The sequence below is a fragment of the Commensalibacter intestini A911 genome (genome assembly GCF_000231445.1).
Taxonomy (GTDB): Bacteria; Pseudomonadota; Alphaproteobacteria; order Acetobacterales; family Acetobacteraceae; genus Commensalibacter; species Commensalibacter intestini.
This window is the reverse complement of record NZ_AGFR01000005.1, coordinates 20,174-32,792: the sequence shown is the minus strand read 5'-3', so window position 1 is coordinate 32,792 and position 12,619 is coordinate 20,174. Positions and strand designations below refer to the sequence as shown.

General features: G+C 37.5%; 18 protein-coding genes and 1 pseudogene. 14 read left to right on the top strand and 5 right to left on the bottom strand.

What is annotated here, in order from left to right; genetic code table 11:
* Window positions 1-164 precede the first annotated feature (164 nt).
* Both CIN_RS05015 and CIN_RS05010 read right to left on the bottom strand, forming a co-directional pair.
* On the bottom strand, window positions 165-932 hold the full coding sequence (locus CIN_RS05015) for a hypothetical protein (protein WP_040363974.1): 768 nt from the start codon (window positions 930-932) through the stop codon (window positions 165-167).
* A 71-nt stretch (window positions 933-1,003) separates the two neighbouring features.
* Window positions 1,004-1,747, bottom strand: coding sequence for a LexA family protein (locus CIN_RS05010; RefSeq protein WP_008853970.1), 744 nt, complete (start codon window positions 1,745-1,747; stop codon window positions 1,004-1,006).
* 96 nt (window positions 1,748-1,843) lie between these two features.
* Here CIN_RS05010 and CIN_RS05005 point away from each other — a divergent pair, with 96 nt between their 5' ends.
* The gene (locus CIN_RS05005; protein WP_040363973.1) at window positions 1,844-2,080 is read left to right on the top strand and encodes a hypothetical protein; all 237 of its coding nucleotides are present in this window, start codon (window positions 1,844-1,846) and stop codon (window positions 2,078-2,080) included.
* A 5-nt stretch (window positions 2,081-2,085) separates the two neighbouring features.
* On the opposite strand, the gene CIN_RS05000 is transcribed toward CIN_RS05005, so the two are convergent.
* Window positions 2,086-2,670 (bottom strand): hypothetical protein, encoded by a 585-nt coding sequence (locus tag CIN_RS05000; protein ID WP_008853968.1) that lies wholly within the window; start codon window positions 2,668-2,670, stop codon window positions 2,086-2,088.
* A gap of 418 nt (window positions 2,671-3,088) precedes the next feature.
* Between CIN_RS05000 and CIN_RS04990 the strand changes: the two genes are divergently transcribed.
* The 10 genes and pseudogenes from CIN_RS04990 (at window position 3,089) to CIN_RS04945 (ending at window position 7,454) form a co-directional block, all read left to right on the top strand.
* A complete protein-coding gene (locus tag CIN_RS04990; RefSeq protein ID WP_008853967.1) occupies window positions 3,089-3,307 on the top strand; it encodes a hypothetical protein in 219 nt (72 codons plus the stop codon).
* A 6-nt stretch (window positions 3,308-3,313) separates the two neighbouring features.
* Window positions 3,314-3,562 carry a hypothetical protein gene (locus CIN_RS04985; protein WP_040363972.1) on the top strand — a complete coding sequence of 83 codons (249 nt, stop codon included), beginning with the start codon at window positions 3,314-3,316 and terminating at the stop codon, window positions 3,560-3,562.
* Window positions 3,559-3,811 (top strand): annotated as a pseudogene (locus CIN_RS04980) (DUF2312 domain-containing protein). Before CIN_RS04985 ends, CIN_RS04980 begins: the two are co-directional and overlap by 4 nt.
* Before the next feature lie 13 nt (window positions 3,812-3,824).
* Window positions 3,825-4,058 (top strand): hypothetical protein, encoded by a 234-nt coding sequence (locus tag CIN_RS04975; protein ID WP_040363971.1) that lies wholly within the window; start codon window positions 3,825-3,827, stop codon window positions 4,056-4,058.
* Window positions 4,059-4,149: 91 nt separating this feature from the next.
* Window positions 4,150-4,536, top strand: a complete 387-nt coding sequence (locus CIN_RS04970; protein WP_040363970.1) for a hypothetical protein — start codon at window positions 4,150-4,152, stop codon at window positions 4,534-4,536.
* The gene (locus tag CIN_RS11380) at window positions 4,526-5,470 is read left to right on the top strand and encodes a hypothetical protein (RefSeq protein ID WP_008853964.1); all 945 of its coding nucleotides are present in this window, start codon (window positions 4,526-4,528) and stop codon (window positions 5,468-5,470) included. Before CIN_RS04970 ends, CIN_RS11380 begins: the two co-directional genes overlap by 11 nt.
* Entirely contained in the window at window positions 5,470-5,811 is a 342-nt protein-coding gene (gene ssb / locus CIN_RS04960) for a single-stranded DNA-binding protein (protein ID WP_050798353.1), read from the top strand. Before CIN_RS11380 ends, ssb begins: the two co-directional genes overlap by 1 nt.
* Window positions 5,808-6,230: an SPFH domain-containing protein gene (locus CIN_RS04955; protein ID WP_050798352.1), complete on the top strand. Its 423-nt coding sequence runs from the start codon at window positions 5,808-5,810 to the stop codon at window positions 6,228-6,230. Before ssb ends, CIN_RS04955 begins: the two co-directional genes overlap by 4 nt.
* Window positions 6,231-6,373: 143 nt before the next feature.
* The gene (locus CIN_RS04950) at window positions 6,374-6,928 is read left to right on the top strand and encodes a methyltransferase (protein ID WP_008853961.1); all 555 of its coding nucleotides are present in this window, start codon (window positions 6,374-6,376) and stop codon (window positions 6,926-6,928) included.
* Window position 6,929: 1 nt separating this feature from the next.
* A complete protein-coding gene (locus tag CIN_RS04945; protein ID WP_008853960.1) occupies window positions 6,930-7,454 on the top strand; it encodes a hypothetical protein in 525 nt (174 codons plus the stop codon).
* A gap of 55 nt (window positions 7,455-7,509) precedes the next feature.
* On the opposite strand, the gene CIN_RS04940 is transcribed toward CIN_RS04945, so the two are convergent.
* Window positions 7,510-8,706: an SEL1-like repeat protein gene (locus CIN_RS04940; protein WP_008853959.1), complete on the bottom strand. Its 1,197-nt coding sequence runs from the start codon at window positions 8,704-8,706 to the stop codon at window positions 7,510-7,512.
* 389 nt (window positions 8,707-9,095) lie between these two features.
* Between CIN_RS04940 and CIN_RS11375 the strand changes: the two genes are divergently transcribed.
* Both CIN_RS11375 and CIN_RS04930 read left to right on the top strand, forming a co-directional pair.
* Window positions 9,096-9,662 carry a hypothetical protein gene (locus tag CIN_RS11375; RefSeq protein ID WP_008853958.1) on the top strand — a complete coding sequence of 189 codons (567 nt, stop codon included), beginning with the start codon at window positions 9,096-9,098 and terminating at the stop codon, window positions 9,660-9,662.
* The gene (locus CIN_RS04930; protein ID WP_050798351.1) at window positions 9,586-11,559 is read left to right on the top strand and encodes a phage terminase large subunit family protein; all 1,974 of its coding nucleotides are present in this window, start codon (window positions 9,586-9,588) and stop codon (window positions 11,557-11,559) included. Before CIN_RS11375 ends, CIN_RS04930 begins: the two co-directional genes overlap by 77 nt.
* 36 nt (window positions 11,560-11,595) lie before the next feature.
* Here the strand turns inward: CIN_RS04930 and CIN_RS04925 are convergent, their stop codons facing one another.
* Window positions 11,596-11,871 (bottom strand): hypothetical protein, encoded by a 276-nt coding sequence (locus tag CIN_RS04925; RefSeq protein WP_008853956.1) that lies wholly within the window; start codon window positions 11,869-11,871, stop codon window positions 11,596-11,598.
* Between the two features lie 63 nt (window positions 11,872-11,934).
* Between CIN_RS04925 and CIN_RS04920 the strand changes: the two genes are divergently transcribed.
* Complete coding sequence (locus CIN_RS04920; RefSeq protein ID WP_008853955.1) at window positions 11,935-12,615, top strand: hypothetical protein; 681 nt, start codon at window positions 11,935-11,937, stop codon at window positions 12,613-12,615.
* Window positions 12,616-12,619: the final 4 nt, after the last annotated feature.

The window sequence follows — 12,619 nt, the reverse complement described above, 5'->3', positions numbered from 1 at the left end:
TAGTCATGAGGATAGGTATATTAGGGATTTTACCCTATGTCAATAAATAAATAGGGTATTTACCCTAATTTTTATGATAAAGTAGATAAGATTTTAAATGTATCATCGATTAATTACGGAGTTGGCAAGGTGTAAGAGAAACCTTGCCGTATGAATGTTTGGGTTTATTGTTGATAGTTTTGTTGTATTTGAATTGCCCAGTGACCCGTACTTTGAATACTCATCATATATTGGCCAGATTGATTGGCGGGAATATAATATTCACCGCTATTAGTTTTCGGCATTGTTGCAATCGATATCGGAAAGCCACCTGTAACAGGTTTTAATTCAAAATCAAATACGCTAAAATCACTATCTTTGATAGTTTTCCATTGAACCATACAGGGACATTTTAATTGAACGGGTGGGGTTTGTGTTTGTCCATCGCCTTCTTTGGTAATTGTGGTTGTATTGTTTTGTTGTTTTGGCTGTTGTGTGGTGGATTGTGTATTTTGTTGGTTCTGCATATTTTCTACTAAGCATTTTCCCATAATATCCATTAGTGGAGTTACTCCAGGCCTTAAGTAAGTATAGAGTTTATCCATGTTGCCAAATTTAGGTAGAAAATACTTGTCTGCACGTGCATTTATTGCAGTTTCGGTTAAAAAATCATCCGTTGGTGGTTCCTGTCCTGTTTGATTTTTAATGACTTTGTGAAATTCACTATCAAATGAATATAAAGACATATCTTCTAAAATACATTTGTCGGACGCTCCGTCTTTTTGGTAGCAGTTTTGAATGTGCTTGGCAAAGCCAGAACTACCACTAGCACAAAAATATTGTTTTGCATCTTTGACGGCTTGATTGATGGTTGTTTGGCTTACGGTTTGTTGAGCTTTGGCTGAGATAGGTAGGGACAAGGCTAGTGCGCTAATTAAAATTATCTTTTTCATTGTTTTACTCTCCATTTTTGAACATCGTATAATGCAAAAATCGATGTAGCAACAATCACTATAAAATAAAATTATAAAGTTACTTTTGATGCCACATTAAAAGACCAGATGACAAGGCTTTGAATTAAGATGTCAGGAGCGGATGAACTGTCACCGTCCATACCATTTCCTTGGTATCGTGTTGTTATTTTAGGAAGTTGTATGGGTTTTGTGAAGTCTGGATTGTCACTGCGAGGCCATAATAAGACAGAGCCATCATCTCGTATTTGAACGACCTTTAAGGTGGCTTCATAACAATCGGTTAAGGGATCTCGACGAATTGTAACCACACACTCACCATTTTCTGGATTGCGACCCAAATCACAAAAATTAATCGCAATAACAATGGAACCTTCTGGATAGAGCAGGTTCATAGAATCACCTTTGACTTTTAAGGCAAAGGTAGGAAAGTCTTTATATTGTGTATCCATGGGAAATGGAAAAGGAATCCAATCCTCTTTTGGCCATTCGGTGGCTTGTGTCCATTGTCCAGCTTGAATTTGCCCAATAATATAAATAGTAGAAAAAAAAGAATTTGATGTGGGTGTATCTCTCATGACGATATTTTCATCTAATATTTTCAAAAAGATATTTATATCAATGTCTAAATAATTTGCTAATTTTTGTAAGTTTTCTAATTTTGGACGAGATTGTCTTCTTTTTAGATCGCGAATAAAATCAATACCCAGACCAGCCTGAACGCTAGCACGAGAGGCGCTAATTCCTTTGTTTTTTAATATTGTATTAATTTGATTGAATAGATCAATATTTGGCATACTGCGTACAATACTTTTATATTTTTTTTTGTCATTCGGGTTTAAAGCGTATTTTTATCTTGATTTGTAGGGTATTTTCCCTATAAGATCGAGTTTATGAAAATGATCGATAAGTTATTGACCCTTTGTTCTGGATATTGTGAGTGTAAGAAAATTACAATCCCCACTTTATCTATTTATATTTTTAATTGTGGTAGAACAATTTCCAGTTTGAAGCATGGAAAAACTATCACCGTTCGTAATTATGAACGTGCGGTGGGATGGCTTTCCGATCATTGGCCAGAGGATAAACCATGGCCAGATTTTATCGAACGACCAACGAAAGGAGTATAACCATGTCATTGCATCAAGTATTTGGGAATATCCGAAATGATTTCCCCTGTTTCAGCATCATAAGCAGAAATGATATTGTGAATGACAAATGTTCTGGGTGCTTTCTTTACAAAGCAATATGAATAAAGAGAGTAAGGAACCATTTTTCTTTTGTATTTATCGTATTTTATTTCTTTAACACGAATTTTTCGAGTGGTTACTTCACCTATAGAATCGCTATATTCAATAACAATTTCTTTATTAATTGGTGTAGGTTTTGTTGAAGTTGTCTTTGAAGTTTTTTTGGTTTTTGTTGATTGAATTGAAAGGTTGGGTTGATGCAAAGAGCGATTATATTTGATCTCTTTACTTATAAAATAAAAGAAAAGGATCAAAAGAGAAGGAAAGGCGATGATTGCAAAAGTATTTGCATTGTTTGTTGTTGCACTAGTGATTATTCCGCTGACTATAATGATGATGACAGATATTACAATTAACAAAGCAATTTGTTTGATGGCTCTTTTTAACATTCTTCCCTCAAATTTTATTATTGATTCGCAATGTTTAATTTGAAGGATAACAGACGATGAGTCAAATTCCTTTCCCACCATACTCTGCCCTTTCTTTTCCAAGTTGGAGAGGAAAGGGGAAAGCGTGGATTAAATAAGCTTAGGGATGAGATTGTTTTTTTTAAATATACGCTTTCCGTTCCTCCATATTAGTAACCGTACCATGGTTTTAATATGGAGGAATTAAATGAAAAGTTTTAGATCAAAAAGTTATCGAAATATTACTATGTTTAATAATGAAATGTGCGTTGAAATGACGCAAAGACATATTACAAAAACGATACGGAGACTTTAGAAACGCAGCAAAAGTTGTTTCCAGAAAGTATGGTTGGGCAATTATTACATTTAGAAATTGGCTATATGGGAAAAATGCGCCTCGTATGCATGATTTGATGACTTTAATGGCTGATTGTCCAGAATTACAAAAAGAATTTAACGAAAGAATTGATGAGGCTAGAAAATGTTTACAGCAATTATGACCGCAGCTTGGCGTGGTTTTGGATTTGATAAAGGTGATGGATATAGCGAGTTAAGGTTGGGTTTCGTTAGTTTTGCAGTAGTTAAAGGAACACTTTGGCAGCAGCATAAGGATCTTAAGAAGCAAGTTGAAAGACTGAGACGTACAAATGATCAGTTGCAGGAGAAGTTGGCTGAGCATGGTGTTTATTTAAAAGGATGATGAATTGTGTTTACAGCTCAAGAGATGAATAATAAAGCCAAGTTCTATTTGGACAATATATATAGTCAATTACATCCAGTGCGTTTTGAAAGTTCTCATAGATGTCATCTATGGATTGCTTCTCGGGTAAAGACAACGGCTTCTACGCTGGAAAATATTAAAAGCGAGGAGATTAAATTTATTCCCGCACATGTTTATGAAAATCTTAAAGAACTTTATGTAGAATTTAAAAACAAAAGCCAGGGGGCATCATGAGTGAAGCAGAAGTCGGTGGGATCGCAGCAGATCGTCTACGAAGCATTATTGATCGGATTGAACGATTGGAAGAAGAGCGCAAAAGGATTGGCCAATGATATTAAAAGACATCTATGCAGAAGCTAAAATCAAGCAGGGTTTGATGTGCCTGTTGTTCGACGCATTATCAGTGCACGCAAAAAAGAACCTTCTGAAATAGAAGAGCAAGAAACGCTTTTTGATATTTATCGCCGTGCGTTGGGAATGTAATGAGAATGTTTCCATGATTACATCATTAGATATTAAGAAAAACACTCAAGGAATGCTGAATGAATTGCTGCAATTTTATAAACAGCAAGGATATATCCAAAGAGAAGCTCAATGTCTTATTTCAAAAGCCGTTGGAATTAGCAAACATGCATTATCTTCACTTTGCGTTGGCAAAAGTAAAAAGATTGATGCTCATGTTTATTTAAATATTCATCAATATCATCAAGAAGTCATGGGTAATACATGATGAACAAGAAAAAACATTTTAATCATTGTGAGGAAGTAAAGTTTGGCGACCTAGCTCCTCACAATGGCTCGCATACCAAAAGGAATGAGCAATGGAAAATATAGCGTCTAAATATGAAGCTGTAAATCTTTCAGAGCAGGAAGTGCAGGATTATTTTACTCAGAATGGGTGTTCTGTGGAATTACAGTATTTTTTCATGACATTATTACGAATGATGTTCAATAGTACGGGACGATATGGCTCTTTTGGTGAGATTTTATGTATTACGACAGCACAAAGAAATCAGGAAATCCGTTTATTAACTGGGCAACGAAAACAAGACATACAATCTAAGATTGATGAGATGCTAGAAAAAGGCATGTTGATTGCAGGCTCTGATGGCGCAATAAGGGCTCCTCATTTTTTTAAAGATATTTCTGTACAACCAGATTGTTTTTTTCATATTCAGAACGGTGGAGGTGCGTGTCATGTCCAATAAATATCCATGGGGTAAGTTCTGGTGGGATGCTTGGCTTAATGATTTAGGCCTGCAAAGTTGCGATATGGCTGCTCAAGGGCTTTGGATGAACATTGTTTGTTTAATGCATAAAAGTGAGCGTGTTGGTTTCTTGGTAGTTCAAGGCAAAGCAATGACGGCTGCGGATATTGCGAAACGGGTTGGGATCAGAAAAGACCGTGCTGAACGTTTATTAAAGGTCTTGAAAGATAATGGCGTTTATTCTGTTGATGAAAATGGAGTGATTTATAGTCGTCGTATTGCTCGTGAACAACGGGCAAGAATGAACGATAATGTGGATAACCATCAAGGTGATTTGCGCTTGGACGATGATCGCACGATAATCGATGGAAAAACGCACGATTATCGTAAACAAAATCTAGGAAAACCAACGCTTGTAGCGGATTGCTCTCTTAAACAGAAGAAAGAAATAAAATTTAAAAAAGAAAAAATTAATAAAAAGAAAAATTCAACGACTGATGATTTGAATTATCTATCCCCTCAGTGGATGCAAACAGCAATGGATCGATTAAAGGTTGCTACGGGTATCCATGGCCAAAAAAGCAAAGAGTTGCTGGAGACTTGGTTCATTGAAGCCAAGCAAGATGGTGAGATTGTCATGAAGGCGATCGAGTTAAGCCATGGCAAAGAATATCCTGTGGCCTACATTTCCAAGGTTGTGCGTGATTTGGCACAGCGTTCCCTCAAAAAGCAAAGCTGGAGTGCTGATGCTGGAAAACATGCACAGGATCATGCTTTTCTGGCGCTTTCCAATGTGGATCAATTAACTGTTTTGAAGCTTGAAAAAGAGAAAAATCCTGATGTTTGGTGGATTAATTATACTAAAAATCATTTTCCATCAGCGTTTAACTATCTTGAGAACAAAGGGTTAATCTCTGTAAGGCAGGCTGCGTGATGATGATAGGCAGTATGAACAAAGTGACCTTGGCTGGCTATGTTGGTAAAGATCCAGTGATCAGAACGACACAATTAGGCAAAGAAACGGTCAGTTTTTCCTTGGCGACCAAAGAGCGCATCAATGGACAAGATCGCACTGAATGGCACAGAGTTGTTGTGATTAATGAGGGATTGGTAAAGTTAATTAAGGATCACGTTACTCAAGGCAGTTCGTTGATCGTTGAGGGACAGAACAAAACTAGAGAATATACAGATAAACAAGGCGTAAAACGTTCTGTAACTGAAGTTGTTGTTGTTCCCTATACAGGCATTGTAACCTTGTTTGGTGGTAAAAAATGAGTAAAGAAAATTATAATATTAAGAATATTGTTACGGTAATTGTTACTTTTTTCAGCGTTATATTGTTGATTTTAATGTTGTTTTTAGGCGGAAGATATATTTTTGCTCATTATGAAGTGACGATTGCCAATTTAAATGGTGAAGCTGAATTAGCAAAAGCAACGCAAACTAAATTAATTATTATTCAACAAGCAAAAGCTGAAAAAGAAGCAGAGGTATTAAAAGCTGAGGGAACAGCCCAAGCTAATAAAATTATTGGTGAATCATTAAAAAATAATGAGGCATATCTTCAATGGATGTGGATTAATCGATTGGATAATCAAACTAATAAAACTTTTGTGTATGTTCCAACATCAGGTCTTATTCCCAATTTGGAAAGTGGTCGAATTGGTTTGGCTGATAAAGTTGCAAATCAATGAAACAGTTTTTTGGGGTTATAGTATGAACTTTTGGTTATTGCTTTTATTAATTATAATTTTGTTTACTTTAACAATATATATTGAGGAATCTACTTGTCGTTTATGGGATGATATATTTAATATTATATCGAAGGATAAGTTCAATGAATAAAGTAAGGAGACAAAGCGAAGATTGGTATGTTGAACCACCTGAATGTGTTGAAAAGCTGATCGAGGTCGAGCAATATTTTGGGAATTCTATTCTTGACCCATGCTGTGGGAAAGGAAATATACCTACTGTTTTTCACAAAGCAGGATATCAAAATATTGAATGTCATGATTTGGTTGATCGTGGCATCGAGATCCCATCTTTACAGGCAACATTTAAACAACAAGATTTTATCACAAGCCCCAAAGATAAAAAATGGGATGTGATTGTAACTAACCCACCGTTTAAAGATGCTGTTCCTATTATTCAAGAGGCCCTGAAAGTCACAACTTGTAAAGTCTGTGCTTTATTAAGATTGGCGTTTTTAGAATCAGAGCGCAGAGCAGAGTTTTTTAAACAATCTCCATTGGCCAGAATGTGGGTCATTAAAAAGAGATTGACGATGTATCCAGGTGATTATCAAGGGAAGAAAAATACAGGAACCCTTGCTTATGCTTGGTTTGTTTTTGAGCATGGATGTAACCACCGACCACAATTAGGATGGATTTAAGATGGCGAATAGACGTAAAAAGAAAATCAGTGCTTTGCCTGCAGTGGTAACAAAACATCATTTGGAGTTGCCATATAAACGTGGGGAATTTGCTCTAGAGACTGCGGTTGATCCTGATGATCAGAAACAGAAGGTCACGCGCCTGCGTCGTAAATGTGTTTATGATGAAATGCTTAATCGGGGCAGCATTAATCAAGACCAGCGAGATGCTGCAGAACGTTATGCCATTCTTTGTGAAAAGTCTTTTGGGGGTAGTGGGGATTTATATGCAAAGATTAATTTACTAAAAGAAGGCATTCATGGGCATTATGATGGTCCAACGTTAAAACAGAGTGAGGCGTATGATAAACTCTTTAAAATCTGGACGGAGATGGGAAGATACCACCGTGGTTTATTAAATATGATTGTGTTGGGAAATATGGGTAGTAAGCAAATCTCTGAAAAATTGCACCTGAACCTGCATTACACAATGGGTCAGGTGCTTTCGACGTTCATTTTGCTCGAAGAAGCCATGAAAGATTTATAAAATAGGGGCTTGTACTTTTGTTAAAACTATTTTAATATATGACAAAATGGGCGTTTTATTTAGTTAACGCATTATACATCTTACAGCCGTCTTCGTCTTTATTCGCACATGCTTGTTGAAGATATTTTTTAGCTTTTGTTGGGTCTTTAGGCACCCCTTCGCCTTTCAGATATATTATTCCTAGGTTATATTGGGCTTGGGCATGCCCTTGACTGGCTGCTTTATTGTATAATTCGATAGACTTTAATTTGTTTTGAGTTACACCAATCCCTTCATTATACATTACTCCAAGATTATATTGGGCTTGTGCATCGTTCTGGTTAGCTGCTTTTGTAAACCATTCAGCAGCTTTTTTAGGCGCTTGCGGAATATTCTTACCTTGTAAATACATCATGCCTAGTATGTTTTGTGCGGGGATACTCTCTTGGTTCGCAGCTTTGGTATAGAACTCTATAGCTTTGGGATAGTTTTGTATAATACCTCTACCACGGGAGTATATATTTCCAAGCATACTTTGAGCTATCATATCATCTTGCTTAGCAGCTTTTTCGAACCATATTGCTGCTTTTGCATCGTTTTGGGGAACCTCATTGCCTTGATAATATATGAACCCTAGCATCTTTTGAGCAGTGAGGTCTCCTTGCTCTCCTGCTTTTGAAAGCCAGTTAATTGCTTTTACAACATTTTTAGGTGTGTTTTTGCCATAGTAATAAATATTCGCAAGGATCATTTGGGCTTTGATATTTCCTTTATTTCCTGCGTCTATGTATAATTCCAAAGCTTTTGTTATGTTTTGAGGAACATCTTTACCATTGTAATATTTATTTGCTAATATGAGTTGTGTATCGGTATCAGCTTGAATTTTACTTTGTTTTTCTTTTTCTTGTATTTCTGCAAAGGATTTACAAGCTTTTTCAAGATGATTGTCACAAGCACGTTTAATATAAGAGAGGCCTTCTTTGCTCTTTCCTTCTACACCGTCTTCAACTACATAAATAACTCCTAATCGGAACTGTGCTTTTGCAAGATTTTGGTCGGCAGCTTTCTTAAAGTAAGTTAGAGATTTATTAATATTTTTAGGAACGCCTTGTCCACGAAAATAAAAATTTCCAAGATCCCATTGGGCTTCTGCATTGCCTTGATCGGCTTTTTGTATAAGCTGTGTAATTTCATTAGTTGTATTGGCATAGCCTATATTTACAATAATAATTGTGCTGATAGTAAAAGCCAACGTATATTTTATAATTTTCATAACTGTTATTTTACTCGCTTTTTTTATTTAGTACAATAGAACTATTATGGCACTGTTATAAAAAATAATAGATATTTTTTGGGTCCTTCCTAGCCTCTTTTACATCGCAGGTAATTCGCAATCCCGAATAATCTCTAGCTAATGAGTTTTTTAGGGGTTCCAGTTACACCCCTAGAAAATCGCTACATCCTTAGAGTTTCCTACTCAAAACAGGGTGGAACCTAGGTTCCACTTTGGTTGCAGAGGTTCCACCCTAAAAACAATCAATTAACAGTAGTTTATCAATGGGTATAGCATAATATATGGGGTGGAACCTAACTGGAACCCTGAAAACTTAAGATTCAACTGGTTCCACTTTGGTTCCACCTTCTTTTTAGTCAAGAGGTGTAATGGATATTTCAGAGCAATATATAACAATAAGTGAAGCTGCTCGTCGTGCAGAGATTAGTCGCGCAGCAATGCGTAAGCATTTAAAAGTTGGGAGAGTGCTTTCTAAAGATGGAAAGATAGAAGTTGTTTCATTTAACTCTTGGTTGGCTAGTAAACAAGATCGATATCAAAATATAGAGTTATTGCAATCAGGGATAATACCTTGTGGGGAATCTTCTCCTATTTTTGCAACTCGTCAAGAGGCAGAGCTATACAAGGCAAGTTATGAGGCTCGTTTGAGACAAATTGAGTATGATAAAGAATTGGAGACAGTTGTTAAGGTTGAAGATGTTGTTTCAGCATTATCATTGCAGCTCAGTGCGATTAGAACACGCTTACTCGCTATCCCAGCGGAAATGGCACCTCAGATATTTAACTGCAAAACCGTAGCAGAAACTCAAGGGAAAATGCATCAATTAATGGTCAGAGCACTAGAAGAATTATCCGAGGATGAACGATGGATCCAACAATTACAAGAAAGGGAGAACAACCTTTTGGAAAGCACTACAGAAAGGGCAGAAACTTAATCTTGCCCCACCACCTGCATTAAGTCTCAGCCAATGGGCAGAGCAGTATGCGTATCTTTCCAAAGAAACCAGCGCACAAACAGGTCGGTTTGAGGCTTATGCCTATCAAGTGGGGATGATGGATGCCATTACAGATCCAAGGGTTGAAAAAGTCTCTGTGATGAAATCCGCCCGTGTGGGTTATACCAAGATTATCGATCATGTGGTGGGCTATTACTTACACCAAGATCCAAGTCCTATTCTGGTTGTGCAACCCCGTGTAGAGGATGCCGAGGATTACTCAAAGTCTGAAATTGCACCGATGCTGCGTGATACGACGGTATTGGCAGACATTGCCCCAGATCCAAAAACCAGATCAGGGGAGAATACGTTACTTAAAAAGACGATGAAGAACGGCGCATCTATTGCATTGGTAGGTGCTAATTCACCTGGAGGCTTTCGTCGTATTACGGTGAAAATCGTATTATTTGATGAGGTTGATGGTTATCCTGTTGGAGGGGCAGGATCAGAAGGGGATCAGATTGCCCTTGGTACTAAACGGTCAGAAACTTTCTGGAACCGAAAGATTGTGGCTGGATCAACGCCAACGATCAAAGGCTTATCTCGTATTGAAAAACTCTATCAAGAAGGGGATCAGCGTCGCTTTTATGTGCCATGCCCTCAATGTGGAGAGTTCCAGATCTTAGAATGGGGCGGTAAAGATGTAGCACATGGGGTTAAATGGGATAAAGACGAACAAGGAAAGGACTTGCCCGAAACAGCACATTATGTGTGCAAACATAATGGTTGCATTATTGCGGAACAAGACAAGCCTGATTTAATTCATGGCGGTGAATGGCGTGCAGCAGCACCATTTAAAGGACATGCATCATTTCATATTAACTCGCTTTATTCTTTGATGCCCAATGCTAGATGGTCATTGTTGGTTGCAGAGTTCCTAAGGGTTAAATCAGATCCGATCGAATTACAGACTTTCGTCAATACAACCCTTGGGGAAACCTTTGAAGATCGAGGTGAAGGCGCATTATCTGAATTAACATTGGCAAGACGTGCCGAAGTTTGGGCAGGTGAGGTTCCTGAGGGTGTGGTGTTATTAACAGCAGCAGGCGATACACAGGATGATCGTGTTGAGCTGGAAATCGTAGGTTGGGGGCGGAATGAAGAACGCTGGTCAATTGCGCATGTGGTGATTGATGGTGATCCAGATTGTCCAGCCTTGTGGCAAGAGGTTGATCATGTTCTAAAGCGTCAATGGGTTAAAGCGAATGGCCAAGCCTTTAGTATTATGGCAGCTTGTATTGATTCTGGCGGTCATCATACACAACGGGTTTATGAGTTTTGTAAGGCACGTCTTGGTCGTAGGATTTGGGCGATTAAGGGTGAATCAGCACAAGGTGGACAACGTTCCCCTGTCTGGCCATCAAAACGTCCAACCAGAAGAACCAAGGGGTTCAGGCCATATATTATTGGCGTAAATGCTGCGAAAGATATTATTCGGTCAAGGCTAAAGCTGGAGCAACCACCACCCGAAACAGCTTGTCCAGGATATATGCATTATCCTCAAGATCGAGATGTAAATTTCTTTGCTCAGCTTGTTTCTGAACGTTCAGTAAGGAAACGCATCGGTGGTAAAGACGTTCGTGTCTGGGAACAAACCCCAGGACGGGCAAATGAGGCTTTGGATTTGGCGGTGTATTCTTATGCTGCTTTATGTGGGTTAATGCAGCAAGGGGTTAAATTGAACTCTTTGGCTGACCGTATGGAACAAAATCATGAACCACTGAAGATGGTTGAACAAACCGTAGAAGTCTCAGGATTGCCCAAAGAGCAACAGGATCAATCTGAAAAGAAAGATCCTGTGAAGGCAAGGAAAGAGTTCGTTAAGGGGTTTTTATAAGTTGAAATAGATTATTGATACATTTTAGATGAAGAGTTAATTAATTTCAACCCATTTGGAATAGTAATCTGGATTTAATGCGTCTTTACTCATATCCTTAATTAATCTGCACTCTTGCTTAATGCCTTTATCTTCATAGATAAAACCAATTGTATATTTATCTTGTCCTTTCCAACAAAAATAGTCTTTTTGATGGCTGTCTGACTGTGTTTGTTCTGTTTTTTCATAAGTAGGTTGCTGAGAATTTTGTTGAGCATATGAAATAGTTGGTAAGATTGTTCCAATAAGAACAATAAGAATTTTTTTAATCATTATAAAGTCCTTTCTTAAAAGTAATAAAATATATGTTTATTATATTTATGCAATAAATTTTTCATGAAAACCACTCTTCGTATCAATACAAAACACGCATCGTTGGAACTTCAACGTATTGCGTCCAAAGATATACCTTATGCAATTGAACGTGGGTTGAATATGACAGCAAGAGCGGCAATGGATAGAGTCAAACAGGATATTCCTAATAGCTTTAATAATACCAATGCTTTCACACGGAATGCTGTCTCTTATCATCGTGCAACAAAAAATACCTTAAAAATTGATGTTTTTATCAAAGACCAACAAGCAAAATATCTACAATTTGAAGAATATGGTGGCACACGAACGCCTTCGGATAATAGTGTAAATCCCAGTGCAAAAGCCTTGGTGGTCGCTGCACCGAATGCCAAAAAGAATGCTTCAGGGGCATTGCCGAAAGGTTATGTAAAAAGTCTTGCCCAGAAAGCACAACAAGATTTGCAACGTGTCAAAGCTGCTGGACGTAAGGGCAAAGGTAAAGCACAGTCTATTCTGAAAGTATCAGGAAAAAACGGCAAGCCTGGTGGGTTCTTTTTATTAAACCGACAACAACATAGCTTAACCCGTTTGGTCAGTTTCGTTGATAAAGCAAGTTATAAACCTAAAATGGGCTTTCACCAAAAAGTCGAGCAATTCATCAATAAAAACGCCAATCATTATTTAGAACAAGCGATTGATCGTATTTTAACCAAAGGAAAATAAGACC

Coding starts and splice junctions, on each gene's coding strand:
- CIN_RS04925 (WP_008853956.1), bottom strand. CDS start 11,871: ATGATTAAAAAAATTCTTATTGTTCTTATTGGAACAATCTTACCAACT.
- CIN_RS05005 (WP_040363973.1), top strand. CDS start 1,844: ATGAAAATGATCGATAAGTTATTGACCCTTTGTTCTGGATATTGTGAG.
- CIN_RS04930 (WP_050798351.1), top strand. CDS start 9,586: ATGAACGATGGATCCAACAATTACAAGAAAGGGAGAACAACCTTTTGG.
- CIN_RS05010 (WP_008853970.1), bottom strand. CDS start 1,747: ATGCCAAATATTGATCTATTCAATCAAATTAATACAATATTAAAAAAC.
- CIN_RS04940 (WP_008853959.1), bottom strand. CDS start 8,706: ATGAAAATTATAAAATATACGTTGGCTTTTACTATCAGCACAATTATT.
- CIN_RS04950 (WP_008853961.1), top strand. CDS start 6,374: ATGAATAAAGTAAGGAGACAAAGCGAAGATTGGTATGTTGAACCACCT.
- CIN_RS05015 (WP_040363974.1), bottom strand. CDS start 932: ATGAAAAAGATAATTTTAATTAGCGCACTAGCCTTGTCCCTACCTATC.
- CIN_RS04955 (WP_050798352.1), top strand. CDS start 5,808: ATGAGTAAAGAAAATTATAATATTAAGAATATTGTTACGGTAATTGTT.
- CIN_RS04945 (WP_008853960.1), top strand. CDS start 6,930: ATGGCGAATAGACGTAAAAAGAAAATCAGTGCTTTGCCTGCAGTGGTA.
- CIN_RS11375 (WP_008853958.1), top strand. CDS start 9,096: ATGGATATTTCAGAGCAATATATAACAATAAGTGAAGCTGCTCGTCGT.
- ssb (WP_050798353.1), top strand. CDS start 5,470: ATGATGATAGGCAGTATGAACAAAGTGACCTTGGCTGGCTATGTTGGT.
- CIN_RS04975 (WP_040363971.1), top strand. CDS start 3,825: ATGATTACATCATTAGATATTAAGAAAAACACTCAAGGAATGCTGAAT.
- CIN_RS05000 (WP_008853968.1), bottom strand. CDS start 2,670: ATGGTGGGAAAGGAATTTGACTCATCGTCTGTTATCCTTCAAATTAAA.
- CIN_RS11380 (WP_008853964.1), top strand. CDS start 4,526: ATGTCCAATAAATATCCATGGGGTAAGTTCTGGTGGGATGCTTGGCTT.
- CIN_RS04920 (WP_008853955.1), top strand. CDS start 11,935: ATGAAAACCACTCTTCGTATCAATACAAAACACGCATCGTTGGAACTT.
- CIN_RS04990 (WP_008853967.1), top strand. CDS start 3,089: ATGTTTACAGCAATTATGACCGCAGCTTGGCGTGGTTTTGGATTTGAT.
- CIN_RS04970 (WP_040363970.1), top strand. CDS start 4,150: ATGGAAAATATAGCGTCTAAATATGAAGCTGTAAATCTTTCAGAGCAG.